Annotated in this window: 25 protein-coding genes and 1 tRNA gene; 11 read left to right on the top strand and 15 right to left on the bottom strand. The window is 66.9% G+C overall.

Features of this window, described 5'->3' with window-relative positions; translation table 11 throughout:
- Positions 1-48: 48 nt before the first annotated feature.
- Genes idi through AB6732_RS06395 form a run of 3 tightly spaced genes read right to left on the bottom strand, consistent with a single transcriptional unit; the run spans position 49 to position 1776 of the window.
- The gene (gene idi, locus AB6732_RS06405; protein WP_370959175.1) at positions 49-606 is read right to left on the bottom strand and encodes an isopentenyl-diphosphate Delta-isomerase; all 558 of its coding nucleotides are present in this window, start codon (positions 604-606) and stop codon (positions 49-51) included.
- On the bottom strand, positions 603-983 hold the full coding sequence (locus AB6732_RS06400; RefSeq protein ID WP_370959174.1) for a hypothetical protein: 381 nt from the start codon (positions 981-983) through the stop codon (positions 603-605). Before AB6732_RS06400 ends, idi begins: the two co-directional genes overlap by 4 nt.
- A gap of 4 nt (positions 984-987) precedes the next feature.
- Complete coding sequence (locus AB6732_RS06395; RefSeq protein WP_370959173.1) at positions 988-1776, bottom strand: tryptophan-rich sensory protein; 789 nt, start codon at positions 1774-1776, stop codon at positions 988-990.
- Positions 1777-1897: 121 nt separating this feature from the next.
- Between AB6732_RS06395 and AB6732_RS06390 the strand changes: the two genes are divergently transcribed.
- The 6 genes from AB6732_RS06390 to AB6732_RS06365 are packed head-to-tail and all read left to right on the top strand — an operon-like array spanning position 1898 to position 7180.
- Entirely contained in the window at positions 1898-3025 is a 1128-nt protein-coding gene (locus tag AB6732_RS06390; RefSeq protein WP_370959172.1) for a polyprenyl synthetase family protein, read from the top strand.
- Positions 3025-3981: a phytoene/squalene synthase family protein gene (locus tag AB6732_RS06385; protein ID WP_370959171.1), complete on the top strand. Its 957-nt coding sequence runs from the start codon at positions 3025-3027 to the stop codon at positions 3979-3981. The genes AB6732_RS06390 and AB6732_RS06385 overlap by 1 nt, the downstream gene beginning before the upstream one ends.
- Positions 3978-5609: a phytoene desaturase family protein gene (crtI, locus tag AB6732_RS06380; protein ID WP_370959170.1), complete on the top strand. Its 1632-nt coding sequence runs from the start codon at positions 3978-3980 to the stop codon at positions 5607-5609. Before AB6732_RS06385 ends, crtI begins: the two co-directional genes overlap by 4 nt.
- Complete coding sequence (locus AB6732_RS06375; protein WP_370959169.1) at positions 5606-5944, top strand: lycopene cyclase domain-containing protein; 339 nt, start codon at positions 5606-5608, stop codon at positions 5942-5944. The genes crtI and AB6732_RS06375 overlap by 4 nt, the downstream gene beginning before the upstream one ends.
- Positions 5941-6291 carry a lycopene cyclase domain-containing protein gene (locus tag AB6732_RS06370; protein ID WP_370959168.1) on the top strand — a complete coding sequence of 117 codons (351 nt, stop codon included), beginning with the start codon at positions 5941-5943 and terminating at the stop codon, positions 6289-6291. The genes AB6732_RS06375 and AB6732_RS06370 overlap by 4 nt, the downstream gene beginning before the upstream one ends.
- Positions 6275-7180 carry a prenyltransferase gene (locus tag AB6732_RS06365; protein WP_370959167.1) on the top strand — a complete coding sequence of 302 codons (906 nt, stop codon included), beginning with the start codon at positions 6275-6277 and terminating at the stop codon, positions 7178-7180. The genes AB6732_RS06370 and AB6732_RS06365 overlap by 17 nt, the downstream gene beginning before the upstream one ends.
- A gap of 54 nt (positions 7181-7234) precedes the next feature.
- Here the strand turns inward: AB6732_RS06365 and AB6732_RS06360 are convergent, their stop codons facing one another.
- The 4 genes from AB6732_RS06360 to AB6732_RS06345 form a co-directional block, all read right to left on the bottom strand.
- Entirely contained in the window at positions 7235-8479 is a 1245-nt protein-coding gene (locus AB6732_RS06360; RefSeq protein WP_370959166.1) for a lipase family protein, read from the bottom strand.
- Between the two features lie 282 nt (positions 8480-8761).
- The gene (locus AB6732_RS06355; protein ID WP_370959607.1) at positions 8762-9034 is read right to left on the bottom strand and encodes a DUF1345 domain-containing protein; all 273 of its coding nucleotides are present in this window, start codon (positions 9032-9034) and stop codon (positions 8762-8764) included.
- A 3-nt stretch (positions 9035-9037) separates the two neighbouring features.
- Positions 9038-9406 (bottom strand): hypothetical protein, encoded by a 369-nt coding sequence (locus AB6732_RS06350; RefSeq protein WP_370959165.1) that lies wholly within the window; start codon positions 9404-9406, stop codon positions 9038-9040.
- 147 nt (positions 9407-9553) lie between these two features.
- Complete coding sequence (locus tag AB6732_RS06345) at positions 9554-10780, bottom strand: PucR family transcriptional regulator (RefSeq protein WP_370959164.1); 1227 nt, start codon at positions 10778-10780, stop codon at positions 9554-9556.
- Positions 10781-10950: 170 nt separating this feature from the next.
- Between AB6732_RS06345 and AB6732_RS06340 the strand changes: the two genes are divergently transcribed.
- The 3 genes from AB6732_RS06340 (at position 10951) to AB6732_RS06330 (ending at position 13672) form a co-directional block, all read left to right on the top strand.
- Entirely contained in the window at positions 10951-11568 is a 618-nt protein-coding gene (locus AB6732_RS06340) for a hypothetical protein (RefSeq protein ID WP_370959163.1), read from the top strand.
- A gap of 4 nt (positions 11569-11572) precedes the next feature.
- Complete coding sequence (locus tag AB6732_RS06335) at positions 11573-12133, top strand: HdeD family acid-resistance protein (RefSeq protein WP_370959162.1); 561 nt, start codon at positions 11573-11575, stop codon at positions 12131-12133.
- 336 nt (positions 12134-12469) lie between these two features.
- On the top strand, positions 12470-13672 hold the full coding sequence (locus tag AB6732_RS06330) for an NAD(P)/FAD-dependent oxidoreductase (RefSeq protein WP_370959161.1): 1203 nt from the start codon (positions 12470-12472) through the stop codon (positions 13670-13672).
- A 379-nt stretch (positions 13673-14051) separates the two neighbouring features.
- Here AB6732_RS06330 and AB6732_RS06325 read toward each other — a convergent pair whose 3' ends face one another.
- The 3 genes from AB6732_RS06325 to AB6732_RS06315 are packed head-to-tail and all read right to left on the bottom strand — an operon-like array spanning position 14052 to position 16234.
- Positions 14052-14909: an aldo/keto reductase gene (locus AB6732_RS06325; RefSeq protein WP_370959160.1), complete on the bottom strand. Its 858-nt coding sequence runs from the start codon at positions 14907-14909 to the stop codon at positions 14052-14054.
- The gene (locus AB6732_RS06320; protein ID WP_370959159.1) at positions 14906-15334 is read right to left on the bottom strand and encodes a cupin domain-containing protein; all 429 of its coding nucleotides are present in this window, start codon (positions 15332-15334) and stop codon (positions 14906-14908) included. The genes AB6732_RS06325 and AB6732_RS06320 overlap by 4 nt, the downstream gene beginning before the upstream one ends.
- Before the next feature lie 12 nt (positions 15335-15346).
- Entirely contained in the window at positions 15347-16234 is an 888-nt protein-coding gene (locus tag AB6732_RS06315) for a helix-turn-helix transcriptional regulator (RefSeq protein ID WP_370959158.1), read from the bottom strand.
- A 131-nt stretch (positions 16235-16365) separates the two neighbouring features.
- Between AB6732_RS06315 and AB6732_RS06310 the strand changes: the two genes are divergently transcribed.
- Positions 16366-16704 carry a carboxymuconolactone decarboxylase family protein gene (locus tag AB6732_RS06310; RefSeq protein WP_370959157.1) on the top strand — a complete coding sequence of 113 codons (339 nt, stop codon included), beginning with the start codon at positions 16366-16368 and terminating at the stop codon, positions 16702-16704.
- 168 nt (positions 16705-16872) lie between these two features.
- Here AB6732_RS06310 and AB6732_RS06305 read toward each other — a convergent pair.
- Positions 16873-16954: transfer RNA gene (locus AB6732_RS06305), tRNA-Leu, on the bottom strand.
- Between the two features lie 156 nt (positions 16955-17110).
- Between AB6732_RS06305 and AB6732_RS06300 the strand changes: the two genes are divergently transcribed.
- On the top strand, positions 17111-17725 hold the full coding sequence (locus AB6732_RS06300) for an ANTAR domain-containing response regulator (protein WP_370959156.1): 615 nt from the start codon (positions 17111-17113) through the stop codon (positions 17723-17725).
- A 251-nt stretch (positions 17726-17976) separates the two neighbouring features.
- Here the strand turns inward: AB6732_RS06300 and pyk are convergent, their stop codons facing one another.
- From pyk to lgt, 4 genes are all read right to left on the bottom strand, one after another.
- Positions 17977-19470: a pyruvate kinase gene (pyk, locus tag AB6732_RS06295; protein WP_307496970.1), complete on the bottom strand. Its 1494-nt coding sequence runs from the start codon at positions 19468-19470 to the stop codon at positions 17977-17979.
- Positions 19471-19541: 71 nt separating this feature from the next.
- On the bottom strand, positions 19542-20999 hold the full coding sequence (locus AB6732_RS06290) for a glutamate synthase subunit beta (protein ID WP_370959155.1): 1458 nt from the start codon (positions 20997-20999) through the stop codon (positions 19542-19544).
- On the bottom strand, positions 20992-25608 hold the full coding sequence (gene gltB, locus AB6732_RS06285; protein WP_370959154.1) for a glutamate synthase large subunit: 4617 nt from the start codon (positions 25606-25608) through the stop codon (positions 20992-20994). Before gltB ends, AB6732_RS06290 begins: the two co-directional genes overlap by 8 nt.
- A gap of 202 nt (positions 25609-25810) precedes the next feature.
- Positions 25811-26920, bottom strand: coding sequence for a prolipoprotein diacylglyceryl transferase (gene lgt / locus AB6732_RS06280; protein ID WP_370959153.1), 1110 nt, complete (start codon positions 26918-26920; stop codon positions 25811-25813).
- Positions 26921-26922 lie beyond the last annotated feature (2 nt).

Below are 26922 nucleotides of genomic sequence, written 5' to 3'. Positions count from 1 at the left end.
CCCTTGCCCGGACGGGGCGTTTCGCCGCGCTCGCAGCCGGTCCGGGGGCTACCCGCGGTCCGAGACCTGCCAGAGTCCGCGGCCGAGTTCCGCATGCTGCAGCACGAGCCACGGACTAAAGACGAACGGCGTCGCGGTGATCGCCTGACCTACGCGGTCCGGGGTCGCCCAGGCCCACGAATCGACCTCCTCCGGGGCAGGTTCAGGGTCGCGGGTGGCCGTGGCGACGAACACCGGGCAGATCTCGTGCTCCACCACGCCACTGGAGTCCACAGCGCGGTACCGGAAATCCGGCAGGACGGTGCGCACGTCGGCGATCTCGAGTCCCAGCTCCTCCAGCGCGCGTCGCCTCACGGCCTCCTCCAGCGGCTCCCCCGGCGCCGGATGGCCACAGAACGAGTTCGTCCAGACGCCCGGCCACGCCGTCTTGGACAGACTGCGCCTCGTCAGCAGCACCCTGCCCTGCCCGTCGAGGAGGTGACAGGAGAAGGCAAGGTGGAGCGGCGTCGTCGTCGTGTGCACGGTTGCCCGGGACGCCGTCCCCAGCGGTTCGCCCCGCTCGGAGACCAGCTGGACGAGTGACGTGTCATACGCTGGAGCGCTCATGGGTGCCTTTCCGTGGGGGCATGGAGGGACCGGTTCAGGCGCTCGCCGACACCGCGGAGCACGCTCCGCCGGAACGGGAGCAGCCTCGCCCAGTGGAACCGGGCGAACCGGTCGTGATGCGGCAGGAAGATCACCCGCTGCCGGCAGACGCATTGGCCTCCGATATCCGCGAGCGACAGCTCCAGCCAGAGACGGCCCTGCCGGAGGTGGCCCGCTCGCAGGAGCAGGGACTTCCCCGGCTCCCGTGACTCGATGCACCAATAGCTCTTGCCCTGGCCGCCCGGCATGGCGATCCCGGACGATCCGTAAGCGTCGATCACCCGCCAGACGTCCTGAGCGCTGGAGGTGGAGCGCCATTCCCTGGTCTCCGTCAGCACCGGACTATGCCTTGACCGTTCGGCGCCGCGCGAGGAGCAGCGCCGCTCCGAGCACCAGCGCGACGACGGCGAGCAGCGCCACAAGCGCCACGTCCGGCGAGTAGCGGGGGCCCTGCCACCGCGCGACGGCGATCCAGGCGACGCCCCAGATCATGGAGACCAGCGGCGTCCAGGCCCCGCGGCGTGCCAGGACGAGCCCGATCGCCACGACGACGGCGAACACGACCACTGCCGTCGGAACCTCAGGCCAGTCGACACCGCTCCAGGCGAGCATCGCAGCCACATTCGCCACCGTGGCGACGCAGATCCAGCCGAGATAAAGGCCGAAGACCGCCACACTCAGCAACCATTCCACACCGGCCCGGGGCGCAATACCCTCGGTCAGCACGAGAATCCGGCACAGCACCGCGAGCAGCAGGACCATGACCACCAGGGTGGCCGGGAGACTGCCGAGCTGGGCCGCCCAGAGCCACCCGGCATTGAGCAGCATCGACGCGGCGGCCCACGGCCTGAGCCGCTGCTGCAGGGCGTCCGCTCGGGCCCGGCGGCCGAGCTGCCAGACCGCATAGGCCAGGAGTCCCAGGTAGATCACGCTCCAGATGCCGAACGCGGCGTTGGCCGGGGCCAGTGGAGTGGCGGTGCTGGAGAGATATCCTCCCGCCGCGGACGCGACCGGGGTGAGACCGAACGCGCCGGACCCTCCTGCCGCGAGCAGCAGCGCCAGAAGGGCTGCCGCAAGGGTGGCCGCGGCGGGGGCGAGGTGCGACTTCGGGGACTGTAGTGCCATCGACATGATGTCCTCCTCTGGACAATCGAGCGTTCCTAGACAACCATATTTGTAGATAGTCGAGATATACAACAAGCTAGATGTTCTAGGAGCTAGGCAGTTCTGCCGGCCGAGTCAAGGAGTGGACATGAGCAGTGTGACCCAGACGGCGTGGACGGCGCCGGACCATCACCTCCCCGAGACCCAGACCTCGCACCATCCGGTCACGTCCGCTTCTGCGGTCGCGACCTGGCCCCGCACCTCCCGCCTGGTCGACGAGCAGATCGTGGACATCATCACCTCGGCGATCGACGCCACCAACTCCGTGCAGGCCCGCGGACTGTGGCGTCATCTGGCGGACTCTTTCGAAGGCGGCAAGCGGCTCCGGCCCCAGCTCGTCTGGACGAGCTACGCGGCGTTCGGCGGGACAGATGAGGTCCGCTGCTCGGCCCTCGGAGCCGCCTTCGAACTCCTCCATGCGGCGCTCGTGATCCACGACGACGTGATCGACCAGGACCTCACCCGGCGGGGACGCAGCAACATCGCCGGCATCTACGGCCGAGGAGCCCTCGAACGCGGATTGCCGGAGGAGGAGGCTCGCCACGTGGGCCGCTCGGTCGCCATCGTCGCCGGGGACATGCTGCTGGCCGCCGCCTTCCGCGCGGTGCGGGAACTGAACTGCCCGGAGCCTGCACGCCAGGCTATCGCCGACCTCATGGACCGTGCCGTGGCCGACGCGGCCGGCGGGGAACTCGAGGACATCCTCATCGCCCAGGACACGTCGATCTCGCTCGGGGACGTCCTCGAAATGGAGCGCCAGAAGACCGCCGTGTACTCCTTCGCGGCTCCCCTGGCCGCCGGGGCCCTGCTGGCCGGAGCCCCCGTGGCGTCGGCCGCTGCCCTCGAGCTGCTGGGCGAGAAGGTCGGCATCGCCTACCAGGTCATCGACGACGTCCTCGGCACTTTCGGCGACCCGGGCCAGACCGGGAAATCCGTGACCTCGGACCTGCGCGGCGGCAAGATGACGGCCCTGACGGCGCTCGGCAAGCGGGACCCGCAGGTCTCCTCCCGCCTGCGCGCCGCCACGGACTCCGACGACGCCGCCGAGGCCCTGAAAGCGGCGCTGCACCACGCAGGGGCGGACGACTCGGCCCTGGCACTGGCCCATGAACTCGTCAGCGAAGCACTCCGCGACGCGGCGGACGCCGGCCTGCCGGCGCCCCTGCGCACCGATCTGACACGCATCTGCAACCACGTCCTGCACCGGGAGAACTGATGACCCTCTCGCTGAAATCCCGCACCGGCCCACGGACGGCACGGCACGATGTTCCCGATCCCCTCGCGCGCTACTCCTCGGCCGCGAGCGCGGGGTCGGTCGTGATCATCCGGCGTTATTCGACCTCCTTCTCCCTCGCATGCCGCCTGCTCCCCCGGCCGGTCCGGCAGGACATCGCCAACGTCTACGCTCTCGTCCGCCTGGCCGATGAGGTGGTGGACGGCGCGGCCGCTCATGCCGGGTTCTCCGCCGAAGAGGTCCTGGCCTGCCTCGACGGTCTGGAGCAGGAGACCTTGCTGGCCCTCGACCGCGGGTACAGCGCCAACCCGGTCGTGCACGCCTTCGCGGAGACGGCCCGGAGGACGGGGATCGACCCGGCCCTCGTGACACCTTTCTTCGCGTCCATGCGACGGGACTGCGTCGCAGTGCCCCACACGGAGGATTCCGTGGAGACGTACATCTACGGCTCCGCCGAAGTGGTCGGTCTGATGTGCCTGCGGGTGTTCCTCAGCTCGGATGAGGACGCTCCGGAATCCGCCGGGCAACGGTGGGAGGAGCTGGCCGAACCGGCACGACGCCTGGGCGCGGCGTTCCAGAAGGTCAACTTCCTGCGGGACCTGTGCGAGGACACCGTGGAACTGGGCCGCGGGTACTTCCCCGGCATCGAGGACGGCACCCTGACCGAGACGCAGAAGAACGTCCTCGTCGACGGCATCCGGGATGATCTGCGCGCCGCGCTTCCTGGCGTGCGGCGCCTGCCGGCGTCGTGCCGTAAAGCCGTGGAGCTCGCCTATGCCTTGTTCGCGGCGCTCACCGACCGGCTCGCGGCCACCCCCGCAGCCGTGGTGGCACACGAGCGCGTCCGCGTGCCCGGACGGGAGAAGGCCTGCCTGGCAGGCGCGGTCTTGCTCGGACTGGGTCCGGCGCGCGGTGCGGGACGGCAGGTTTCCGCATGAGCGCCCGGACGCAGGACCGTTTGCGGGTCGCGATCATCGGCGCCGGCGCTTCGGGGCTGGCGACGGCGGGCTTGCTGGCCCGTGACGGCCACGACGTCACCGTGTTCGATCAGTGCGAGCAGGTCGGCGGACGGGCAGGGCGCTGGGAGAAGGACGGGTTCCGGTTCGACACCGGCCCGTCCTGGTATCTCATGCCGGAGGTCATCGACCACTGGTTCCGGCTCATGGGGACCTCAGCCGAGGCCGAACTGACCCTGACGCGGCTGGACCCGGGATACCGGACGTTCTTCGAAGGTGAGGCGGTACACCGGGACGTCCCGGTCGGCGCCGCCCGGGCGGCAGCGCTGTTCGACGAGCTCGACCTTGGGAGCGGTGCGAAACTCGCGGGCTACCTCCGGGAAGCTGGGGACCTGTACGACACGGCGCTGCGGCACTTCCTGTACGACGATTTCTCCTCGGCCCGGTTCCTGACCCATCCGGAGGTGCTGCGCAGGGTCCCGCGCCTGCTGTCGGCGCTGGGCCGGAGCCTCGCCGGCGTGACCCGGCACCGGTTCCGGGACCACCGGCAGCAGCAGATCCTCGGCTACCCCGCCGTCTTTCTGGGGACCACGCCCTACAAAGCCCCGGCGCTGTATCAGCTCATGAGCCACCTCGACCTCGAACAGGGCGTGCTCTATCCGCAGGGCGGTTTCGCGGCGTTCATCGACGCGATGGCCCGGCTGAGCGTCGCGGCGGGCGCCGGGATCGTCACGTCGGCGCGCGTGGAGCGCATCCTCACCTCCACGGGCCCTGGCGCCACCGCCGTCACGGGCATCGAATGGACGGACGACGCCGGCACGGTGCATCGCCACGACGCGGACCTGGTGGTGGGCGCGGCGGATCTCCACCACCTGGAGAACGCCCTCCTGCCCGAGGAGCTCCGCACCCACCCCGAAAAGGCCTGGAGCCGGCGGGACCCCGGCCCGGGGGCGTTCCTCGCGTGCCTCGGCGTCCGGGGCACGCTCCCGGAACTCAGCCACCACAACCTCTTCTTCAGCCGGGACTGGCGCGAGGACTTCGACTGGATCAGCGACTCGCGGTCGCCGCACACCGTCCCGGACCCCGGCGCGCTGCCGAAGACCACCTCGATCTACGTCAGCAGGACGAGCGCGAGCGACCCGGGCGTCGCCCCGACCGGGGACGAGAGCCTCTTCGTGCTCGTCCCGTCCCCCGCCCGCCCCGAATGGGGACGCGGGGGCATGGACGGCAACGGCTCCGCCATGGTCGAAGCGGCCGTGGATCACGCCGTGGATCAGATCGCCGCCTGGGCCGGCATCCCGGACCTCGCCTCACGGATCGTGGTGCGGAGAACCCTGGGGCCGGCCGACTTCGCAGCGGACTTCAACGCCTGGCGCGGCGGCGCTCTCGGACTTGCCCACACCCTGCGGCAGAGCGCCTTCTTCCGGCCCGGCAATGTGAGCCGGAAGGTCCAGGGGCTGCACTACGCCGGGGCCTCGGTCCGTCCCGGGATCGGCTTGCCGATGTGCCTGATCAGCGCGGAACTCGTGCTCAAACGGGTGCGCGGTGAACGGCGTCCGGGACCCGCTGAGCCGGCGCCGGACCGGGCCTCCGCCCTGGAGGCACGGTGACCTATCTGCTGGCTCTCCTCGTGAGCGCCGCCGGAATGGCCGTGCTCGACCGGCGCTGGAGCCTCGTGATGTGGCGCGCCCCGCGTTCAGCCGCCGTGGTGGTGCTGTTCGGCACCGTGTTCTTCCTCGTGTGGGATCTGATCGCGATCGGACTGGGCATCTTCCGGCACGGCGACTCCGCGCACATGACGGGAGTGCTCCTCGCCCCGGAGCTTCCCCTCGAAGAGCCGGTGTTCCTGGCGTTCCTCTGCTACACGGCGCTCGTGCTGTTCGCGGGCGCCGAGCGGGTCCTCGAACACGTCCAGGAGCGACGGCGGAAACGGGTGGGCCCATGAGTTACCTCGCGCTGGACGCCGTGTTCCTCGTCGTCTGCGGTGCGGTAACCGCGGGAGTGGCGGTGGCCCTGCGCCGACGCTCCGGGCGGCGGGCCGACGCCCGGCTGAGCTGGCCCGCGGTGGTGGTTGCCGGCGTCGTGCTGCTCGCGCTGACGGCGGTGTTCGACAACGTGATGATCGCCGTCGGGCTGTTCTCCTACGACCCGGCGAGCCTCAGCGGCGCGCACCTCGGCAACGTCCCGCTGGAGGACTTCGCCTATCCGGTGGCGGCGGCGCTGATGCTCCCGGCGCTCTGGGTTCTCCTTCGTGGACGCGAGAGGCGGGGTGGCCATGACAGTGACCGCTGATCTGCTGCGCAAGGTCTTCGTGGCCTCGCGCCCCATCTCCTGGCCCAACACCGCCTTCCCGTTCGCCGCCGCGTACTTTCTGACGGCCGGAGTGGTCGACTGGAAACTCGTGGTGGGGACGCTCTTCTTCCTCATCCCCTACAACGCGGCGATGTACGGCACGAACGACGTGTTCGATTACGAGTCCGATCTGCGCAACCCTCGCAAGGGCGGCGTCGAGGGCGCAGTGCTGGACCCCTCGCTGCACCGGCCCGTCCTGTACCTGGTGTGGGGCTCGTGCGTGCCGTTCGTCATCGCCTTGGTGCTCGGCGGCGGACCGTGGAGCTGGCTCGTGCTGGCCGTCTCGCTGTTCGCCGTCGCCGCGTACAGCGTCGCGGGGCTGCGGTTCAAAGAGATACCGGTCCTGGACTCCATCACGTCCAGCACGCACTTCGTCTCCCCCGCGCTGTACGGCCTGGTGCTCGCGGGCTGGGCGCCGGGCGGCTCGGCGGTCGTGACGCCCGACGCCGCCGCGATCGGCGTGAGCGTGCTCTGCGCCTTCTTCCTCTGGGGCATGGCGAGCCACGCCTTCGGGGCGATCCAGGACATCCTCCCGGACCGCGCGGCCGGCATCGACTCGATCGGCACCCTGCTCGGCAGCCGCGTGACCCTCGGGCTGGTGCTGGTCTGCTACACCGCCGCGGGAGTGGTTCTTCTGGTGACCGGAGGACCGGCCCGCTGGACGGGGCTTCTGGCGATCCCGTATCTCCTCAATGTGGCCCCGTATCGCGGTGTGCGGGATGAGACGTCGGAACGGACCCGTCCCGGCTGGCGGAGGTTCCTGTGGCTCAACTACCTGACGGGCTTCGCGGTGACCCTGACCATGATCGGGCTCAGCCTGGGGATCTGAGGTCAGCGGTCCGTCCCGGAAGCTTCCTGAACCGGGACGGACCGCTCTCTGCGGTCAGAGCGTCCAGCAGTTGTTCGTCGCCGGCAGGCCCCGGAACCGCGCCTCGAAGAACGCCAGCGTCGCCGCGAAGTGCGGCGCCGCTCCGCCGACGTGGGTCGGGACCGGAGTGGGGACGAAGTTCACGGTCGCACCGGCGGTGCACCAGCGCTGCGCCAGACCCTTGCCCACGCGGTACGGGATCACGTCATCCGCCACGGAGTGCGTGATGAGGACTGGAGCACCGGGACGCGCGCGTCCGATGAGCTGGTCCGCCAGCATCGTGGAGATGGGCGCCTGCTGAGCGAGCTGCGTGAACGACTGCCCCGAGGAGGACAGGTTCGACATCTTCACATAGCTGTTCTGCGGCAGGTTCCAGACGCAGTGGCCGGAGACTTCGGCGGCCTTCGCCTGCCCGGCCGCGTTGAGGAACGACGCCGGGTCGACACCGTACGAGCTGAACAGCCCGTCCAGCGCAAAGAGCATGAACTCGGCGTACAGGCCGCCGTCCAGCGACGTTCCGACCGCGGTGAGGTCCGCGGGGACGGCCCCGGCGGACACTCCCTTGATCTGGAGCTCCGGCGCATAGCTCGGGGCGAGCTCGGCCGCGGCGGCCGCGGCCCCGCCGCCCTGCGAATATCCGTCGACACCGATCGGTGACTGCGGGCTCAGTCCGGTGCCGGGAAGCGAGATGGCCGCCCGCGCCATGTCCAGCACTGCTCGGCCCTGAGACACCCGATCCATATAGGTATGGATCCCTGCGGTGCCCAGCCCTTCGTAGTCGGTGATCGCGACGGCGTAGCCCCGGCTCAGCAACGTCCCGACGAACACCTCCTCGTACTCCGCGGCGAAGGCCAGCAGACGGGAGGGCGCACACTGATCGGCGAGGCCCTGCGTGCCGACCGCGAACGAGATCAGCGGCCGCTTTCCGGGGCCGGACCACGCGGTCTTGGGGGTGATCACGGTGCCGGTGACGCCGACCGGGGTCCCGGTCCGGTTCGTCGTCTTGTACATGATGCGCTGGGACGTGATGAGCGTGCCGCGCAGATTGAGAGGATCCAGGTGGAAGGGCTCAGGTTCGGCCTTGATGACGGCGCCGTTCTGGGCCGGGAGCTGCGCCGGCGCCTGATAGAACGCCGGCCGGGTCGCGTCACCCGGATCGGTGAGAGGTGCCGCCTGGGCCGGGGCCCCGGGCAGTAACGAGAGGACGGTGAGCAGTGAAACCGTGGCCGCAGTGGCGACTCGGCGGGTCAACGATGTCATGGTGGCCTTTCGGGACGTCTTTGTTCCGTGAGTGTCAGGCCCACGAAGCCGTGAACCCGGGGTAAGGCGCGGTGATAGCTTGAAACCTACTTGTCGGTAACTTACTGGTCAAGAGTGAGACTGAAATTTCATTTCTTGTTGACATCCGGGTTGAGCGGCTGCGCGCGGTCCTGTCGGGCGGGCGCTACTGCCGGTACTTCGCGGCAGCGGAGGACCGAACTGCAGATGATGCCTGGTCAGCGAGGTTGGAGGCACCTGTCGTCACAACGAGCGCCTGTCGGCTCACCCGGACGCGAGGCCTTGCAGGACCTGGAAAGCGACTGCGACCACCAACGCGTTGTAAAAGAAGCCGACGATGCTGTGCACCAGGACCACACGCCGGGTTCTGTCACCGACCACCTCGACGTCGGAAGTGGCGAAGGAGGTGCCGATCGTGAACGAGAAATACAGGTAGTCGAGAGATGACAGCGGACGTTCGTCCGGCATCCTCAACTCAGGTTTCCTACCCGCCTGAGCGAGCACTTCATAGACTTCAGCGAACCCGACCTGCAGCATCATTCAGGAAAGCACGATGCCGAGGCAGGCCGCGATCACCAGGAAGGAGTCGAGGCCATCACTGGTGCCGCTGTTCTTGATGAGGAGGGCCGTCACCGCCGAGTTGGCGCCGACGATCGCGGAGAGCACCGGGGGCAGCCACATCCATCGCATGACGGCGGACGTTTCGTGCCGGTCCAGCAAGGGCCGTGGGTTTGCTCGCCACATCACGATGCCGCCGACGAGGAGATACAGAGCTGCGATGAGCTCCCAGACCATCAGGGCCCAGATCTCATTCGTCACGACGTAAAGAAGACTCGCGAGGAGGATCACGGTCTCGATGACCGTGCCGGCCTTCTTAAGGTTGCCCCGTCTGATCGGCCTGATGCGCATTGCTCCCCGTTCTGGTTTTAGGCCTGACCGTATGACATCCGCATGGTTGCTGCAAGGGTGACTCACCCACACACCGCAGGGGCTCTCGTCCACCACGACAGATCCGCTGCAAGCAATGAGCCAGTGTGGGGGCGACCGCAGGCGCTGTCATTTAGCGGCAGCGCCTTCCACATTCCATCCGCGGGAGAGTGCGATCCTGGCCGCCAGGGCCAGATCAACCACGTCTGCCGGGTTCTTCAATGATCGCGACGTCAATGTCTCAAGCCGTCGGAGCCGGTATTTCACCGTGTTGGGGTGGCGATACGTGAGACGTGCGACCTCGGAGACCTCACCTCGATGATCAAGCCAGCTGAGAAAGGTCTCCAAGAGACTCCGGCGTGCATCATCACCAAGAGAGTCAAGACCGGAGAGCGTCGCCTCCACGAGCGGGTCAACGATCGCAGGGGATGCCGCGGCCACGACGGATTCCGCGAAGTGATCGCCGAACACGACCACGTCCGCGCGCCCGCCGGCGGATTCCATGGCGTTCCGCGCCTGTCGATGGGCGCGTGCGATTTCCCCCGGGGCACGGGCCGTGCTCACTCCAACGGCCCCCACCACGGAGCGGCTCAACTCCTGGAGGAGGATTGCCAGAGACCTCTGGCTGTCGAGCGCGACGAGCCCGGTGGTTTCGCTCAGATCGACCTGCCAGCTGGACCGCTGGCCGCTTTCCGCAAGTTTCGCGCGGATTCCAGGCAGCGCCGACACCTCCCCGTCAGGAGCCGCGCGGGCGACGATCAACGCGAAGCTCTTGGCGCCGTCGAGCCCGAGCGCGAGCAGTGATTGCTGAGTCGTGTCCGGGTCCAAGAAGCCGTCTGCAAGGAGTGCGCGGAACAGGGCTGACGTTTGCCTCTCCCGTTCCACGGCCCGGCGCACCGCTGAGGTTCGATAGGCGTCCACCACGCTGGCTGAGGCCGCCCTCGCGAGTGACCACAGGACTTCGGCGCCTTCGACGAGATCCCGCGCGGCGATGTCGTGACCCTTGGCGGCCTCCGTGAGCTGCCACCAGTCGGATTCAAACGCGATCCACAGCACCGCGTACACATCGACCAGAGGAATGTCGGCCTGTGCATGCGCGCGTCCGAATTCCTCGAAGATCCGGACGTCCAGCGGCCTGCCATGCTGGAGTCTCGAGAGAACCCCATCTTCGAGCTTGTCCAGCCAGGCGCCGAGGTCTGATTCCGGAAGCCCGCCAGACAGCTGAAACGACGGGACTTCCTTAGCAACCCGCTTCAGGATGCGCTCGCGCCACGGGGCTGTGTCTTCGGCCAGGATTGCTGCCAGCCGAGCGACGACGGAAGAGCGCGAAGACTCGCTGCCGGTGAAGCGCACCATCGTCCAATGTTAACCAATCGAGTGAGCCGATCGGAGAATCGCACATGGTGGCGGAACCAAATATCGGCGATGAATATTGACACCCAGAACGAAGTCCGCGGCACAACGCCGGTGTTACGGTCGTCCCACCGCATTTCGAGCCACGTCGTGTCCCCAGGAAAAGGATGATCATGACCGAGTACATCGCCGCCATCACCCTGCCGAAAGACGCTGTGAAAGACGCCTACGACAAGCTGATCGTGGACGGTAAAGACCTGACGATCTCCAGCCTCGCTCTCGTCGAACGCAAGCCAGGGGGCAAGGTCGAAATCGTCGACCATGAGGATGTCGATCTGTCGGGCAAGGTGGCTGGCGGCGCGCTGATCGGACTGTTGGCAGGTGTCCTTGGAGGTCCGCTGGGCGTTCTCTTCGGTGCCGGAATCGGCGCAGCTGTCCCGGCCGTCACGTCCCTAGCCGAAGTCGAACAGACCGAGGACGCCCTCTCCGGCTTGAACCGTCTCGTCGCTCCCGGCTCGGGGGTCATCCTCGCCTATACGAAGAACGAGTCCGGGGCCCTGGACGAGTTCGTTGCGCGACTCGACGGAACCATTGAGCGCCACAAGGTGTCGGATGTGATCGCCGAGCTGGAGGCGCAGAAGAAGGCGGAGAACGCGGCCAAGGAAGCCGCCCGGAAGGAACTCTGGGAGAGCCGGGCCAAGGAATGGGATGCCGACCTCGGCAAGCGCTGGGAGCATCTCAAGGCCGCATTCACAGGGCAGGAACCCGCTGCCGATGAGAAGAAGGGTTGAGTCGGTGACCACTCAGGAAGCATCAGGCCGGACCGGACAGTGGGAATCAGCCCTTCTCCCCTGGCTGTGGTTGCTCCTGACCGGGCTGTTCTCGGTGATTGTCGGGCTCCTCGTAGTGTTCGTGCCAGCCGCGACTCTTGCAACAGTCGGCATGTTCTTCGGGCTCTTCCTTCTCGTGAACGGCGTTCTCGCGATCGTCGGGTCGCTCGTGAGAACGCGGTGGGATGGTGTCTCCCGGGTTCTCACGGCTCTTGCCGGTCTGCTGTCGATTGCGCTCGGACTCATGAGCCTGCGGAACGAACTTCAAAGCGTTCTGCTTCTCGCGACGTGGATCGGGATCGCATGGCTGACCACCGGGGTGGCTCGGATCGCCACAGGCGTGGAGTCACGAAGGTCTGGCGGCGGATGGCTGATCTTTGGCGGGGCCGTCCTTTCGATCGCGGGAATCATCGTGCTCGTGTCGCCGTTTTCCTCAATCGTCGCGCTGACCCTCACCACTGGCTGGCTTCTGGTCATCGGCGGGATTGTCGAGATGGTCGAATCGTTCTTCTTCAGGCAGAAGTGATGAAGTGCGGGGCTCATCAGTAGTTGCGCCCCCACACTCGCGTCCGGATCCGATGGCTCAAACGATGGTGATGGCAGCTGCGCAATTCGGTGACAACGAGGCGGATCTTTGCCGGATGGATGGTAATTAGACCTGGGCGCGCTTAACAGCGCCCAAACCAGAAGGTGGAGGCGCAGTTCGCGGCTCCACTGCATCAACTGTGAACAACTGTGAACAACTGAGGAGGATGTCATCGCCAGGAACTCGAACCCAGGAGTCAGTTACTCGGCTTTCACCGGGTGGAGTGAGGAACCCACCGATATCGCGCCCTCGCTCAAGGGCGAAGTCCGCTGCGACGTGGCAGTCATCGGCGGAGGTCTCGCCGGCATGTCCACCGCACTTCGACTTGCCGAGCGCGGCGTCGTCGTCGTCCTCCTCGAGGCAGGCTATTGCGGCTGGGCCGCAAGCTCGCGCAATGCCGGGTACCTCTCCAACGAGCTGGCCGGTGAGGCTGAAAAGCTCCGCGCGCTGTACGGCAGCAAGCTGCGCAATCTCACCCAGTACGCGGAGAATTCGGCCCATTTCACTGAGGGACTGATCGGAAAACTCGGCATCGACTGCGACTACGAGGCCACCGGCAACATCAAAGCTGCACTGAATCCCGCACAGCTCAAGCGACTGCGGCACAACGCCGAGATCCTGCGCGACGCCGGCGCGGACATCGAGTTCGGCGATGGCGCCGACCTCGGGCTGCCCAGCACCTTCCTCGGCGGCATCTTCATCCGCGGCGGCGGACTGATGAACCCTGGAAAATTCACGGCCGGAATCCGCAGCACCTTGCTGGGCTCCAGCGCGAGGGTCTTCGAACGGACGACCGCCCTCTCCGTAGAGGCGAACGGCTCCCGTGTATCGGTCAAGGTGCCCGGTGGCCATGTCGACGCCGAGCGAGTCGTCCTCGCCACGAACGCGAACACCCGCGACCTCACGGCGGGTCCTTCGAATGTTGCGCCGGTGTTCACGAGCGTGGTCGAAACCGAACCCGTGGATCCCGGGCAGCTCGAAGCCATCGGCTGGACGAGCCGGGCAGGCATCGTGACGCCGCACCAGATCCTCGAGAACTACCGCCGTACCCCTCGCGGAACGCTTCTGTTCGGAACCCGGCGCCTGCGCGGGGCGCCGGCTGCCCTGGGCGCACGCGAGCCCGACCGGGCCGTGGTCAACGACCTGATCAACGGCTTCCACCAGCGGTTCCCGTCGCTGAATTACCTCGGAGCCGAACGAGCCTGGGGCGGCTGGGTCGCCATGACCTCGTTCCTGCCGGTCGCCGGAGAATCCGAGAAGAACGTCTTCTACGCGATCAGCTGCAACGGCCACGGACTGGCCCAGTCCCCGTACATCGGGACACTGCTGGCCGATCACCTTGCCGGCGATGAGATGCACGATGACCTCAAGACCCTCTGGCGGCCGAACCCGCCCAAGGTCCCCGCCGCCCTCCTCAATACGGCCCTGTTCGAAGCGGCCTGGGCTTTCGACCGCGTCACCGATCGCTTCCGGATCTGAGGCTCTGCCTCCCACGATCACCTCACGGCGCCAGCGACGGCCCAGCAGCTTCTGCTTCTGGGCCGTCGCTCGTTCGTGTTCGGGGGTATCCGCCGGGCTGACGATAACGGTCCGCCGCGGCGAGGCGCCGGTGGTGTGCGGCTGGGCATTAGACGCCGACTGCTCCATAGGATGCGATTTTCCACCTGTTTCGGGGTGATTTAGGCATCCTATGGAACAGTCGATCGGGGCCTGTGGGCTGGAAGTGTTACTCGGCGTCCAGGTCGGTTTCGACGAGGGTGGCCCATCCTCGCGATACGGGGACATCTGAAAGTCATCGTGTGCCGCGATCGCGTCAAGCTGCTGTGGTGTCCATTCGATCATGGTCGGTTCTCACGGATCATGTGCCGCTGTACACAGGAAAAACGCTGTGCTCGCCGTAGTCCTGCGCCCGCAGACCTCGCAGAGCCTCCATGTCCGCCGCGGAGATGTCAAAATCGACCTCGGCATTCGCGCGCATGTGCTCGGGGTTGGCGGTCTTCGGCAGGGACACTGCGCCCAGCTGCAGCGTGTAGCGGATGCAGAGCTGTGGAACGCTCACCCCGTAGCGCTCGGCCATCGCGGCCACTTCCTGGTTCTTCAGGATCTCGCCGTGCGCGATCGGTGAGTACGCCTCGACGAGGATGCCCTGGGAGGCGCAATACTCCAGCAACTCGGACGGGGTATTGCCCGCGTGGACCAGCAGCTGGTTCACCTGCGGGACCACCGCGGCGGTCTCCAGCAGGCTCTCCAGATCCTCCCGCAGGAAATTGGAGACGCCGATCGCGCGGATCTTTCCGGCCTGATACGCCTCCTCGAGCGCCTTCCACGCAGCCCTATTGCCCTCGGCGTAGTCGCCGCCGCGGAAATCATTCCAGGGCTGCGGGGAATGGATCAGCATCAGGTCGAGGTAGTCCAGCCCCATCGTGGCCAACGATCTCTCGACGGCCGCCACTGCGCCGTCGTAATCCTTGATCTCCGCGGCGAGCTTGGTGGAGACGAACAGGGTGTCCCGCGGCACGGCTGCCGTGCGCACGCCCTCACCGACGCCGCGCTCGTTCCCGTAGGCCTGAGCCGTGTCGATATTGCGGTACCCGATCTCGGACGCCGCGCGCACGGCGTCCACGGCCTTGTCGTCGTCGATGAACCAGGTGCCGAGCCCGAGCTTGGGGATCTCGACGTCGTTGGACAAGGTGTAGGTATCGTTCAAGATGGTCATGCGTTTTCTCCGTTCTTCGGCAGCCGTCCGTACACCTCATCGGTGACCGGCTCGAGCCATTCGTTGCTGATGCCCTCCCCCGGCGTGATGAAAGCCAGGTGCGAGAACCACGAATCAGCCTTGGCACCGTGCCAATGCTTCGTGCCTGCAGGAACCCGGATCACCGTTCCCGGCTCCATGCTGACCGGTTCGGAGCCTTCGGCCTGGAACCAGCCGGAACCGGCCGTGCACATCAGGATCTGGTCGCCGCCGCCCTCGGTGCCGTGGTGGATGTGCCAGTTGTTCCGGCAGCCCGGCTCGAACGAGACGTTGCTGACCGGCACGCTCCCCGAGGCCAGCGGCGCCAGATAACTCCGGCCGATGAAGTACTGCGCGTAGGCGTCGTTGGGTTCCCCCAGCGGGAAGATCTGTTGGAAATCGTTCATGGTGTTCTTCTCTCAGTTCTCCGTGACGGTTGTCGGTCGGTGGCTCAATTCCTGCTGGTTTGTCGCGGCAAGACTTGCCAGCAAGTCAAGGCGTTCCTGGCTGGGTGAGCCGGGCTGGGCGGTGTAGATGAGCAACGAAAGACCGGGTTCTGCGGTGAGTTCCAGACCCTCATAGCTGAGGGTGAGGTCTCCGACGGAGTGGTGGTGGAAGTTCTTCGTGCCCGAGCCGTGGCGTCGGACATTGTGTGCACCCCAGCGGGTGCGGAACGCATTGCTGCAGGTGGAAAGCTCGCCAATCAAGTCGTGGAGTTGTTTGTCGTGCGGGTCGTGGCCGGCCTCAGTGCGCAGGATGGCCACGGTGACGTCAGCTGCGGCCTCCCAGTCCGGATAGAAGGCAGTGGCGCGCTCGTCGAGGAAACAGTGCCGCGCGAGATTCCCTCTACCAGGCCCGTCGAAGACCTCGTCGTAGAAGGTTCGCCCGAGAGCATTGGTCGCAAGGATGTCCATCCGTCCGTTCCGGACGAAGGCCGGCCCATTCACGATCACGTCCAACGCGCGGGTCAGACTTTCCCTGGGAACCCAGGTCTTCGGCTTGCGACGTCGCACGGGTTGCGCGCCACCGTTGGCAGCCCGGGCCAGGTCGAAGAGGTGCTCACGTTCGGCGTCGTCGAGTTGCAAGGCCCGGCAGATCGCTTCCAGCACGGCATCCGAGACCCCGCCCAGCTGACCACGCTCGATCTTGGCGTAGTACTCCGGGCTCACGCCGGCGAGCATCGCCACCTCTCCGCGCCTCAGTCCCACCACCCGCCGGTGGCCCGTGACGGGCACTCCTGCCTGTTCCGGGCTGATGTTTGCACGACGGGACATGAGGAACTGTCGCGCTTCGTCCGTGGTGTTCATGGCTACAACGCTAATTCGACAAAAGCACCGCAGGGAGTCTCCACTGGTACACCCTTCACTGGAGACTCCCTCCTGCGCCTCCCGTGCGCTGGACTGGAAGCACTCAGCCATCACATTTTCAGGAGACCCAGATGAGCAGCAACGAACAGACCACCGGCTGGACTGGCGGGAAGAACGCTTTCGGCGACTTCGCACCCGGCATAGTGCATTACACGGACAAGGTCCTTTTCGATGAGGTCTGGGAGCGCCCTGGTCTCTCCACGCGAGACCGGAGTCTGATCACCGTGGCCGCACTGACAGCGATGGGCAAGATGGATCAGCTGAAATTCCACCTGGGATATGCGCGTCAGAACGGCGTCGCCGATGAAGAACTCCAGGAAGCACTCCTTCACCTGGCGTTCTACGCGGGGTGGCCCAACGGCATGGGCGCGACCGGTGTGCTGAAGAGCGTCGTCGACACCCAGAGTTGAGCTGACGGCCCACTGATGCGGAGCGTCAGTGCGCCGGAATCCGATTGATTGCGCCCCTCACCGCATGCCCGTCGCACGAAAAGAGCACGTGTCCCGTCCGGATGGCCGGGGCACGTGCTCGTTCTCTTCACCTCTCAGAGATTTCAGCAATCCCAGAAGAGGTTTCGGTGCCCGAGAAGGGACTCGAACCCTTACACCTTTCGATACCGCATTTTGAGTGCGGCGCGTCTGCCAATTCCGCCACTCGGGCAGGCACCGAAGCGTTCCGCGACATCACGCGGGCCGCATACGCGTGATAACTCTACATGGCGATAGGCTAAGAGCGTCAAATTGCCCATCAGGGCCACTGGCAACGGCGCCATAGACCTGACACGTTGTCCCCGTTCCCCTCGTTAAAGGAGACCCTGTGAGCGAATCCCCTGCCCAGGACACCACTGAAATCACCAACGGCCCCGCCAAGCGCATCGTGGTCGCCGAGGATGAGACCCTCATCCGCCTCGACATCATCGAGATCCTCCGCGGTGAAGGCTACGACGTCGTCGCCGAAGCCGACAACGGCCAGCGTGCCGTCGAGCTCGCCGAAGAGCACAAGCCGGATCTGGTGATCATGGACGTCAAAATGCCCGTCATGGACGGCATCAGCGCCGCCGAGCAGATCGCGAAGGCCCGGATCGCCCCCGTGGTGCTCCTGACCGCCTTCAGCCAGAAGGAACTCGTCGAGCGTGCCCGTGAGGCCGGCGCCATGGCTTACGTGGTCAAGCCCTTCACCCCGGCTGACCTCATCCCGGCCATCGAGATCGCCCTCTCCCGCCACGAGGAGATCAAGGCCCTCGAGAAGGAGGTGGGCGACCTCAAGGAGCAGTTCGCCACCCGCAAGCTCGTCGAGCGCGCCAAGAGCCTCCTCACCACCAAGATGGGTCTCTCCGAGCCCGAGGCCTTCCGCTGGATCCAGAAGACCTCCATGGACCGCCGCCTCAGCATGCGTGAAGTCGCGGAGACCATCATCAACCAGGTGAACTGAGCTCCCGCTCAGCCGACCGACGACGACGGCGGCGCACCTACCCGGTGCGCCGCCGTCGTCGTTTTCTCACCGCCGTCGTGGCACCATGGCAGCCGAGTCCGCTATGAGGGGCGTGAGTCCGCTAGACCATGTAGCTGACTCACACCCTTGATAGCGGACTCGACCGAAGGACGGCGTCCGTGGGACTCCCCCGGGAACGCCCGAGGGGGCGGCCCTTCCGGACCGCCCCCTCGGGGAAACGCAGCGTGACGCTACTTCTTTTTCTTCTTCTTGGCGGGCCAGGGGCCGATGGGCTCCCGGCGCTCCTCCTGGCCGGCACGGCCGGTGTCTGCCAGGTCGCCCACCTTGTGGACCTTGATGGAGTTGGTGGTGCCGGCCTGTCCGGGAGGCGAACCGGCGGCGATGACCACGAGGTCGTCCTCCTGGACCAGCTCCAGATCCGCCAGGAAGGTGTCCACCTGGGCCGTCATGGCGTCGGTGTGGTTCACCATGGGGACCTGGATGGGCTGGATGCCCCAGGTCAGTGCCAGGAAGTTGCGGACCTGGTCCACCGGGGTGAACGCGAAGATCGGCTTCTTCGGACGCAGACGGGACAGGCGGCGGGCCGAGTCGCCGGACTGCGTGAAGGTGCAGATGTACTTCGCGTCGAGCTGGTCGGCGATCTCCACGGCGGCCAGGGTGATGGCGCCACCACGGGTCTTCGGCTTGGAACCGAGGGCCGGAACGAGGTCCAGAGCCTTCTCCTCGGTGTACTCGATGATGCGGGCCATGGTCTTGACCGTCTCGATCGCGTACTTGCCCACGCTGGTCTCGCCGGAGAGCATGACGGCGTCAGCGCCATCCAGCACGGCATTGGCGCAGTCGGAGGCCTCAGCACGGGTCGGGCGGGGGTTCTCGATCATGGACTCGAGCACCTGGGTGGCCACGATGACCGGCTTGGCCCAGCGACGGGCTTCGGCGATGGCCTTCTTCTGGACGACCGGCACCTCTTCGAGGGGCAGCTCGACGCCGAGGTCGCCACGGGCCACCATGATCGCGTCGAATGCGTCCACGATGTCGTGCAGCTGGTCCACGGCCTGCGGCTTCTCGATCTTGGCGATGACCGGGATCTTCCGGCCTTCCTCGTCCATGATCTCGTGGACACGGGTGATGTCGGTGGCATCGCGCACGAAGGACAGTGCGATCATGTCGACGCCGCGCTGCAGGGCCCAGCGGAGATCCGTCTCGTCCTTCTCGCTCAGGGCGGGAACGTTGACGGCGACGCCGGGCAGGTTGATGCCCTTGTTGTTGGACACGTAACCCGGAACGGTCACCTCGGCGACGACCTTGACCTCGTCGACGCTGACAGCGCGCAGGGCGACCTTGCCGTCGTCGATCAGGAGGGTGTCACCCGGACGGACGTCCTCGGTGAGGCTCTTGAGCGTGGTGGAGCAGATCTCCTTGGTGCCCGGCACGTTCTCCGTGGTGATGGTGAACTGGTCCCCCACCTCCAGGAAGTGCTTCTCATCGTTGACGAACTTGCCCAGGCGGATCTTGGGTCCCTGAAGGTCCGCCATGATGCCCACGGCGACACCGAGCATCGACGAAGCCTTGCGGATGTTCTCGTAGTTCACATCATGCATGGAGTGATCGCCGTGGCTCATGTTCAGGCGGGCCACATTCATGCCCGCCTGGATGACCTCGAGGGCCTTCTCATAGGTGCCCAGGGCGGGGCCGAAAGTGGCCACAATCTTTGCGCGTCTCATATACCTAACCTAGTTCATCGCTTTTTACGGAAGGTTGACTTCTGCTGAAAATCTCGTGCAGGCCTTTGGGCCTAAAGCAGCGAGATCGCTCGATCGGTGGGTGCCACGGGGGCCGGGAGGATGGTGCCCCCGGTCAGGAACCTGTCCACCGAGGCCGCGCACGCACGGCCTTCGGCGATGGCCCACACGATCAGTGACTGCCCACGGCCGGCGTCGCCGGCAACGAAGACGCCTTCCGTGCTGGTCATGTACTCGGCGTCGCGGCTGACATTGCCGCGGCCGTCGAACTCCGCCTTGATCTGCTCGGTGATCCCGGCCGGCTCGGCGCCGGTGAATCCGAGAGCGAGGAAGACCAGGTCGGCCGGGATGATCCGTTCGGTGCCCGCCTTCGGCAGGCGCTTGCCGTCCACGAATTCGGTCTCCGCGACCTTGATCCCCGTGAGCTGACCGTTCTCGCCCACGAACTCGACGGTGGACGCCAGGTAGGTGCGCTCACCGCCTTCCTCATGAGCACTGGCCACCTCGAACAGGGTGGGGAACAGCGGCCAGGGCTGGTGCGCGGGGCGCTCGGCAGGCGGCTGCTTGCCGATCGCGAGCGTCGTCACGGAGGCGGCCTGCTGCCGGTGGGCGGTGCCGATGCAGTCGGCGCCCGTGTCACCGCCACCGAGGATGACCACGTGCTTGCCGCGGGCGTCGATGTGGTTCTCGGGCTGCTCCCCCGCCACCACACGGTTGGAGGGCACCAGGTAGTCCATGGCGTAGTGCACACCGGACAGCTCGCGGCCCGGGATCGGGAGGTCACGGGGCACGGTGGCGCCGGTGGTGACCACGACGGCGTCGTAGCGGCGGCGCAGCTGCTCCCACGTGACGTCGACGCCCACGTTGACGCCCGGACGGAACCGGGTGCCCTCGGCCTTCATCTGTTCCAGACGACGGTCCAGGTGGTCCTTCTCCATCTTGAAGTCCGGGATGCCGTACCGCAGCAGGCCGCCGATCTTGTCGTCGCGCTCGTACACGGCCACGGTGTGGCCCACGCGGGTCAGCTGCTGCGCGACGGCGAGGCCCGCCGGGCCGGAACCGACGACGGCCACCGTCTTGCCGGTCAGACGGGTGGGCGGCAGAGGCGTGACCCAGCCTTCCTCGAAGGCCTGGTCGATGATGGAGACCTCCACCTGCTTGATCGTCACGGCGGGCTGGTTGATGCCCAGCACACAGGACGACTCACACGGGGCGGGGCACAGACGGCCGGTGAACTCCGGGAAGTTGTTGGTGGCGTGCAGGCGCTCGATGGCCTCCTCGCCACGATCCCGCCACACGAGGTCGTTCCACTCCGGGATGAGGTTCCCCAGAGGACAGCCCTGGTGACAGAACGGCACACCACAGTCCATGCAGCGGCCGGCCTGGCTCTTCAGGACGCCATTCTCCTGCGCCTCGTACACTTCCTTCCAGTCCATGATGCGGACCGGAACGGGGCGGCGAGGCTGGGTCTCGCGTTCGCGGACCTTCAAAAAGCCACGGGGATCAGCCACCGGTTACCTCCAAAATACGGGACCAGACCTCTTCGCCATCCGGGTCGAGACCCTCTTCGAGGGCGTCCAGTCGAGTCTGCAGTACGGCCGCGTAGTCGCGGGGCAGGACCTTGGTCACCCGTGCGGCCGTGTCGTCAAAGTTCTCCAGCAGGCGTGCGGCCAGCTGGGATCCGGTCTCCTCCGCGTGACGCTTGAGTAGGCCGTGCACGATGTCACGGTCCTCGGCGTCGAGCTCCAGGAGCTTGAGTTCGCCGTTCTCCAGCGCCTCCTTGTTGACCTTCTCCGGCCGCAGATCCAGCACGTAGGCCGTTCCGCCGGACATGCCGGCGCCGAAGTTGCGGCCCGTGCGTCCCAGGATCAGCGTCTGACCGCCGGTCATGTACTCGCAGCCGTGGTCGCCGATCCCCTCGACCACCGCGGTGGCGCCGGAGTTGCGGACCAGGAAACGTTCGCCGACTTGACCGCGCAGGTAGATCTCACCGCTCGTGGCGCCGTAACCGATCACGTTGCCCGCGATCACGTTCCGCTCCGCCGGGAACACGTTCTGGCGGTCCGGGCGGACGATGATGCGGCCGCCGGAGAGGCCCTTGCCGACGTAGTCGTTCGAGTCGCCGTCGAGCCGCAGCGTGATGCCGGCCGGCAGGAAGGCGCCGAGCGACTGACCGGCCGTGCCCGTCAGGGTGATGTCGATCGTGTCGGTGGCGAGGGTGTCGATCCCGAAGGTCTTGGTGACCACATGGCCGAGCATGGTGCCCACGGAGCGGTCCGTGTTGACCACGCCGAGCGTGATCTTGACGGGCTCGCGGCGTTCCAGAGCATCCGCCGAGAGACGGATGAGCTGCTGGTCGAAGTGCTGGTCCAGCTCGTGGTTCTGCCCGGTGGTGTTGCGCAGCGGGGCGTCCTCATCGAAGTCCAGGCCGTTCAGGATCGGGTCGAGATCCAGACCGGAGGCCTTCCAGTGCGTGATGGCCGCTTCCTTGTCCAGGTACTCGGAGTGCCCGATCGCCTCGTCCAGCGTGCGGAAGCCGAGCTCGGCGAGGATCTCGCGCACCTCCTCCGCCAGGAACTCGAAGAAGTTCACCACGAACTCCGGCTTGCCCGTGAAACGGGACCGCAGCTCGGGGTTTTGGGTGGCGACGCCCACGGGGCAGGTGTCGAGGTGGCAGACGCGCATCATGATGCAGCCCGACACCACGAGCGGCGCCGTGGCGAAGCCGTACTCCTCCGCGCCCAGGAGTGCCGCGATGACCACGTCACGCCCGGTCTTGAGCTGGCCGTCCACCTGGACGACCACGCGCTCGCGCAGGTTGTTGAGCATGAGGGTCTGCTGGGTCTCGGCCAGGCCGAGCTCCCACGGCACACCCGCGTGCTTGAGGGAGTTGAGCGGCGAGGCGCCCGTGCCGCCGTCGTGTCCGGAGACGAGCACGACGTCGGCCTTCGCCTTGGTCACGCCGGACGCCACGGTGCCGATGCCGACCTCGGAGACCAGCTTCACGTGTACGCGGGCGGACGGGTTCGACCGCTTGGCGTCGTAGATCAGCTGCGCGAGGTCCTCGATCGAGTAGATGTCGTGGTGCGGCGGCGGTGAGATGAGCCCGACGCCGGGCGTCGAGTGACGCGTGCGCGCCACCCAGGGGTACACCTTCTGGGCCATGAGCTGTCCGCCCTCGCCCGGCTTGGCGCCCTGGGCCATCTTGATCTGGATGTCGTCGGCGTTGCTCAGGTACAGGCTCGTGACGCCGAACCGGCCGGAGGCGATCTGCTTGATCGCGGAGCGGCGCTCGGGATCCAGCAGGCGGTCCACGTCCTCGCCGCCCTCACCCGTGTTGGACTTGGCGCCCAGACGGTTCATGGCGATGGCGAGCGTCTCGTGCGCCTCCTTGGAGATCGAGCCGTAGCTCATGGCGCCCGTGGAGAAGCGCTTGACGATCGAGGAGACGGACTCGACCTCGTCGAGGGGCACCGACGGGCGCAGACCTTCCTTGAACTTGAGGAGGCCGCGGAGCGTCATGAGCTTGCCCGACTGGTCGTCGATGCCGCGCGTGTACTCCTTGAAGATGTCGTAGCGGCGCTCACGCGTGGAGTGCTGCAGACGGAACACCGTCTCCGGGTTGAACAGGTGCGGTTCGCCGTCGCGGCGCCACTGGTACTCGCCGCCGCCGTTGAGCGGGCTGTGCGGGAGTTCGATGCCCTCTTCCGGGTACGCGAAGCGGTGCCGGGTGAGGACCTCCTGGGCGATGACGTCCAGGCCGACACCACCCAGCTGGGAGTGGGTGCCGGAGAAGAACTCGTCGACCAGGTCCTGGGAGAGACCCAGGGCCTCGAAGGTCTGCGCGCCGCAGTAGGACGCCACGGTCGAGATGCCCATCTTGGACATGATCTTCAGGACACCCTTGCCGAGGCCCTTGATCAGGTTGTAGACGCCGGTCTCCGGAGTGACCCCGCGCAGCTCGCCCGTGCGGATGAGCTCTTCGACGCTCTCCATGGCGAGGTATGGGTTGACCGCGGAGGCGCCGTAGCCGATCAGCACGGCCACATGGTGGACCTCGCGGACGTCGCCGGCCTCGACCAGTAATGCCGTCTTGGTGCGGTTCGCGCTGCGCAGCAGGTGGTGGTGCACGGCGGACAGCAGCAGGAGCGACGGGATCGGCGCCCACTGGGCATTCGAGTCACGGTCCGAAAGGACCACGTACTGGACGCCGCGGTTGATCGCGCTGGAGATCTGCTCACAGATCTCCTTGATGCGCGTGCGGAGGGCCTGCTCTCCGCCCTCGGGGCGGTACAGGCCGCGGACCTTCATGGCCACGCGGTCGCCGTCGGCGTTCTCCATGTTCGCGATCTTCGACAGCTGGTCGTTGTTGATCACGGGGTACGGCAGGGCGATCTGCGGCTGGCGGATGAGGCCCGTGTCCAGCATGTTGCCGTTGGGGCCGACGGCGCAGCGCATGGACGTCACGAGCTCTTCGCGGATGGCGTCCAGCGGAGGGTTGGTCACCTGGGCGAACGACTGCACGAAGTAGTCGAACAGGACGCGGGGGCGCTCGGAAAGCACGGCCACCGGGGTGTCCGAACCCATCGCGCCGAGCGGTTCCGCACCGGTGCGGGCCATGGGCCCGAGGAGGATCTTCAGCTCCTCGGTGGTGTAGCCGAAGGTCCGCTGGCGGATGTTGACCGACGCCGGGGTGTGGACGACGTGTTCGCGCTCGGGGAGGTCGTCCAGCTTGACGAGGTTCTGCTCCACCCATTCGGCCCACGGGTTCGAGGCGGCGATCTCCGCCTTGACCTCTTCGTCAGCGATGATGCGGCCTTCCCCGGTGTCGACCAGGAACATCTTGCCCGGCGAGACGCGGCCCTTCTTGACCACCTTCGACGGCTCGATGTCCAGGACGCCCACCTCGGAGGCGAAGACGATCATGCCGTCCTCGGTGATCCAGTAACGGCCGGGACGCAGGCCGTTACGGTCCAGCGTCGCGCCGACGAGGTTGCCGTCGGTGAAGGACACGGCGGCAGGACCGTCCCACGGCTCCATGAGCATGGAGTGGTACTCGTAGAACGCGCGGCGGGCCGGGTCCATGGCGGTGTGGTTCTCCCACGCCTCCGGGATCATCATCATGATCGCGTGGCTGATGGGACGGCCGGACAGCCAGAGGAGCTCGGCCACCTCGTCGAAGGACGCGGAGTCCGAGGCGCCCGGGGTGCAGATGGGGTACAGGTCCTCCGGGGAGTTGCCGAGCAGCGGGCTGGCCAGCTGGGACTGACGGGCACGCATCCAGTTCCGGTTGCCCTTCACGGTGTTGATCTCACCGTTGTGGGCGATGGTCCGGAACGGCTGTGCGAGCGGCCAGGAGGGGAACGTGTTGGTCGAGAAGCGCGAGTGCACGATCGCGAGCTTGCTCTTGAACCGCGTGTCCGAGAGATCCGGGTAGAACGGCTCGAGCTGAGCCGTGGTGAGCATCCCCTTGTAGACGATGGTCCGGCTGGACAGCGACGGGAAGTAGACGCCGAACCGGTTCTGGGCACGCTTGCGGATGCGCCAGACGCGGCGGTCCAGGTCATCGCGGCTCAGTTCCGTGCCGTCGGGCGCCGCGAAGAAGGGCTGAGCGAAGAACGGCATGCAGGCACGGGCCATGGACCCGACCAGCTCGGCACGGATGGGGACCTCACGCCAGCCGATGACGGACAGGCCCTCTTCGCCGGCCAGGCCTTCGATGCCCTGACGGGCGGCGTCGGCCTCGGCCGGGATCGCCGGAAGGAACGCGGTGCCGACGGCGTACTGCCCCTGCGCGGGGAGCTCGAAGTCGAGGACCGCGCGGAAGAACTCGTCGGGGATCTGCGTCAGCAGGCCGGCGCCGTCGCCGGTGCCTTCGTCAGCGCCGACGGCGCCGCGGTGCTCGAGGCTCCGCAGGGCATGGAGGGCGTTGGACACGATGTCGTAGCCGGGCTCACCGCGCAGGGTGGCGATGATGGCGAGGCCACAGGCGTCCTTCTCCTCCTCGGGGCGGTAAAGCCCTGAGGCGGCAGGCTGAGCCGCGAACCGCACGAAAGGGTTCTCCGGCTGCCCGGGGGCTGCCGGTTCCACTTCGGGTGCGTGGTGCCGCGTATGAGTCATGACGGAGCGTCCTTCCTCCTGGTCGAGCTGGTGGAGGGGACAACATTGGCCCCAGTCGTTCGCGCGTCATTGTGACGAGCGCAACAAGGCGATTGATACTAGCGATTGTAGGTCACCAGCGGTCACCGAACGAATGGTTACACCCCTCTGAGGGGCGGCATCAGGCCGCCCCCGTCGTGACGGGGCGGGGCCGTGGCTGGATTCAGTTCCGGGTTTCCTGGTCGGTGGACGAGGAGGAGGCTTCCGGGCCCGCGGACTGGGGGGTGGCGTCCGCTTCGGGCTGGGCTGCTGCAGGGTCATCATCGGTTGCAGCATCGCTCGGTGTTGCAGCGACACTACCACGAGGACCACCATCTGAGACGGAACCTTCCGCATCCTGGATGGTAACTTCCGGTTCATGACTGTCGGCCAGTGCTTCAGGCTCCGGCTCGTGACCCTTCAGGTACGGGGTGTCGCCCCGCTTCGAGCGCCCGAATCCGGCGATCACGAAGTACAGCAGGGCCGCGATGAGGACGAAGATGCTCGTCCAGACGTTGAGCCGGGTGGTGACGCCGAAGAGGGCGATGTGCTCGGCGTCGTCGATGCGGAGCAGCTCGATCCAGACGCGGCCCAGGCAGTAGTAAGCGGCGTACAGGGCGAAGAGGCGGGCGCGGCGGAAGTGGAACCGGCGGTCCAGCAGCAGGAGGATGACGACGCCGATCAGGTTCCAGAGGCTCTCATAGAGGAACGTCGGGTGGAACAGCGTGCCCGGAGCCGCATCCGCGGGGAAGTTCGGGTTCTGCGGATCGATCTGCAGGCCCCAGGGCAGGTCCGTGGGAGCGCCGAAGAGCTCCTGATTGAACCAGTTGCCCCAGCGGCCGATCGCCTGTGCGAGGAGCAGGCCGGGCGCCGCAGCGTCCATGAACGCGCTCAGCTTCACCCCGGACCGGCGGCAGCCGATCCAGGCGCCGATCGCACCGAGGACCACCGCGCCCCAGATGCCCAGGCCGCCGCGCCAGATCTGCGGGATCAGGCTGAGGTCACCCGTGCCGTCGAAGTTCGGGCCGAAGTACTGTGCCGGCGAGGAGAAGACATGGTAGAGGCGACCGCCGATGATGCCGAACGGGATCGCCCAGATCGCGATGTCCCACAGGCTCCCCTCGGGCGTGCCACGGCGCTTCCAGCGCACCGCGGTGAGCCAGAGGCCCACCACGATGCCGAGCAGGATGCACAGGGCGTACGCCCTGATGCTGAGCGGCCCCAGCTCGAACCCCGACCAGCTGGGGCTGGGGATGCTGGCAGGGAGCTGGGTCGCCATCAGGGCGGTCTGCATAC

The sequence above is a fragment of the Arthrobacter sp. RCC_34 genome, assembly GCF_041360795.1.
Lineage (GTDB): Bacteria > Actinomycetota > Actinomycetes > Actinomycetales > Micrococcaceae > Arthrobacter_E.
Note: the sequence above shows the minus strand (reverse complement) of the source record. Positions and strands in the feature narration are given on the sequence as shown.

Coding starts and splice junctions, on each gene's coding strand:
- gltB (WP_370959154.1), bottom strand. CDS start 25,608: ATGACTCATACGCGGCACCACGCACCCGAAGTGGAACCGGCAGCCCCC.
- crtI (WP_370959170.1), top strand. CDS start 3,978: ATGAGCGCCCGGACGCAGGACCGTTTGCGGGTCGCGATCATCGGCGCC.
- AB6732_RS06370 (WP_370959168.1), top strand. CDS start 5,941: ATGAGTTACCTCGCGCTGGACGCCGTGTTCCTCGTCGTCTGCGGTGCG.
- AB6732_RS06310 (WP_370959157.1), top strand. CDS start 16,366: ATGAGCAGCAACGAACAGACCACCGGCTGGACTGGCGGGAAGAACGCT.
- pyk (WP_307496970.1), bottom strand. CDS start 19,470: ATGAGACGCGCAAAGATTGTGGCCACTTTCGGCCCCGCCCTGGGCACC.
- AB6732_RS06350 (WP_370959165.1), bottom strand. CDS start 9,406: ATGCGCATCAGGCCGATCAGACGGGGCAACCTTAAGAAGGCCGGCACG.
- idi (WP_370959175.1), bottom strand. CDS start 606: ATGAGCGCTCCAGCGTATGACACGTCACTCGTCCAGCTGGTCTCCGAG.
- AB6732_RS06320 (WP_370959159.1), bottom strand. CDS start 15,334: ATGAACGATTTCCAACAGATCTTCCCGCTGGGGGAACCCAACGACGCC.
- AB6732_RS06340 (WP_370959163.1), top strand. CDS start 10,951: ATGACCGAGTACATCGCCGCCATCACCCTGCCGAAAGACGCTGTGAAA.
- AB6732_RS06395 (WP_370959173.1), bottom strand. CDS start 1,776: ATGTCGATGGCACTACAGTCCCCGAAGTCGCACCTCGCCCCCGCCGCG.
- AB6732_RS06325 (WP_370959160.1), bottom strand. CDS start 14,909: ATGACCATCTTGAACGATACCTACACCTTGTCCAACGACGTCGAGATC.
- lgt (WP_370959153.1), bottom strand. CDS start 26,920: ATGCAGACCGCCCTGATGGCGACCCAGCTCCCTGCCAGCATCCCCAGC.
- AB6732_RS06385 (WP_370959171.1), top strand. CDS start 3,025: ATGACCCTCTCGCTGAAATCCCGCACCGGCCCACGGACGGCACGGCAC.
- AB6732_RS06365 (WP_370959167.1), top strand. CDS start 6,275: ATGACAGTGACCGCTGATCTGCTGCGCAAGGTCTTCGTGGCCTCGCGC.
- AB6732_RS06355 (WP_370959607.1), bottom strand. CDS start 9,034: ATGCTGCAGGTCGGGTTCGCTGAAGTCTATGAAGTGCTCGCTCAGGCG.
- AB6732_RS06315 (WP_370959158.1), bottom strand. CDS start 16,234: ATGAACACCACGGACGAAGCGCGACAGTTCCTCATGTCCCGTCGTGCA.
- AB6732_RS06390 (WP_370959172.1), top strand. CDS start 1,898: ATGAGCAGTGTGACCCAGACGGCGTGGACGGCGCCGGACCATCACCTC.
- AB6732_RS06345 (WP_370959164.1), bottom strand. CDS start 10,780: ATGGTGCGCTTCACCGGCAGCGAGTCTTCGCGCTCTTCCGTCGTCGCT.
- AB6732_RS06360 (WP_370959166.1), bottom strand. CDS start 8,479: ATGACATCGTTGACCCGCCGAGTCGCCACTGCGGCCACGGTTTCACTG.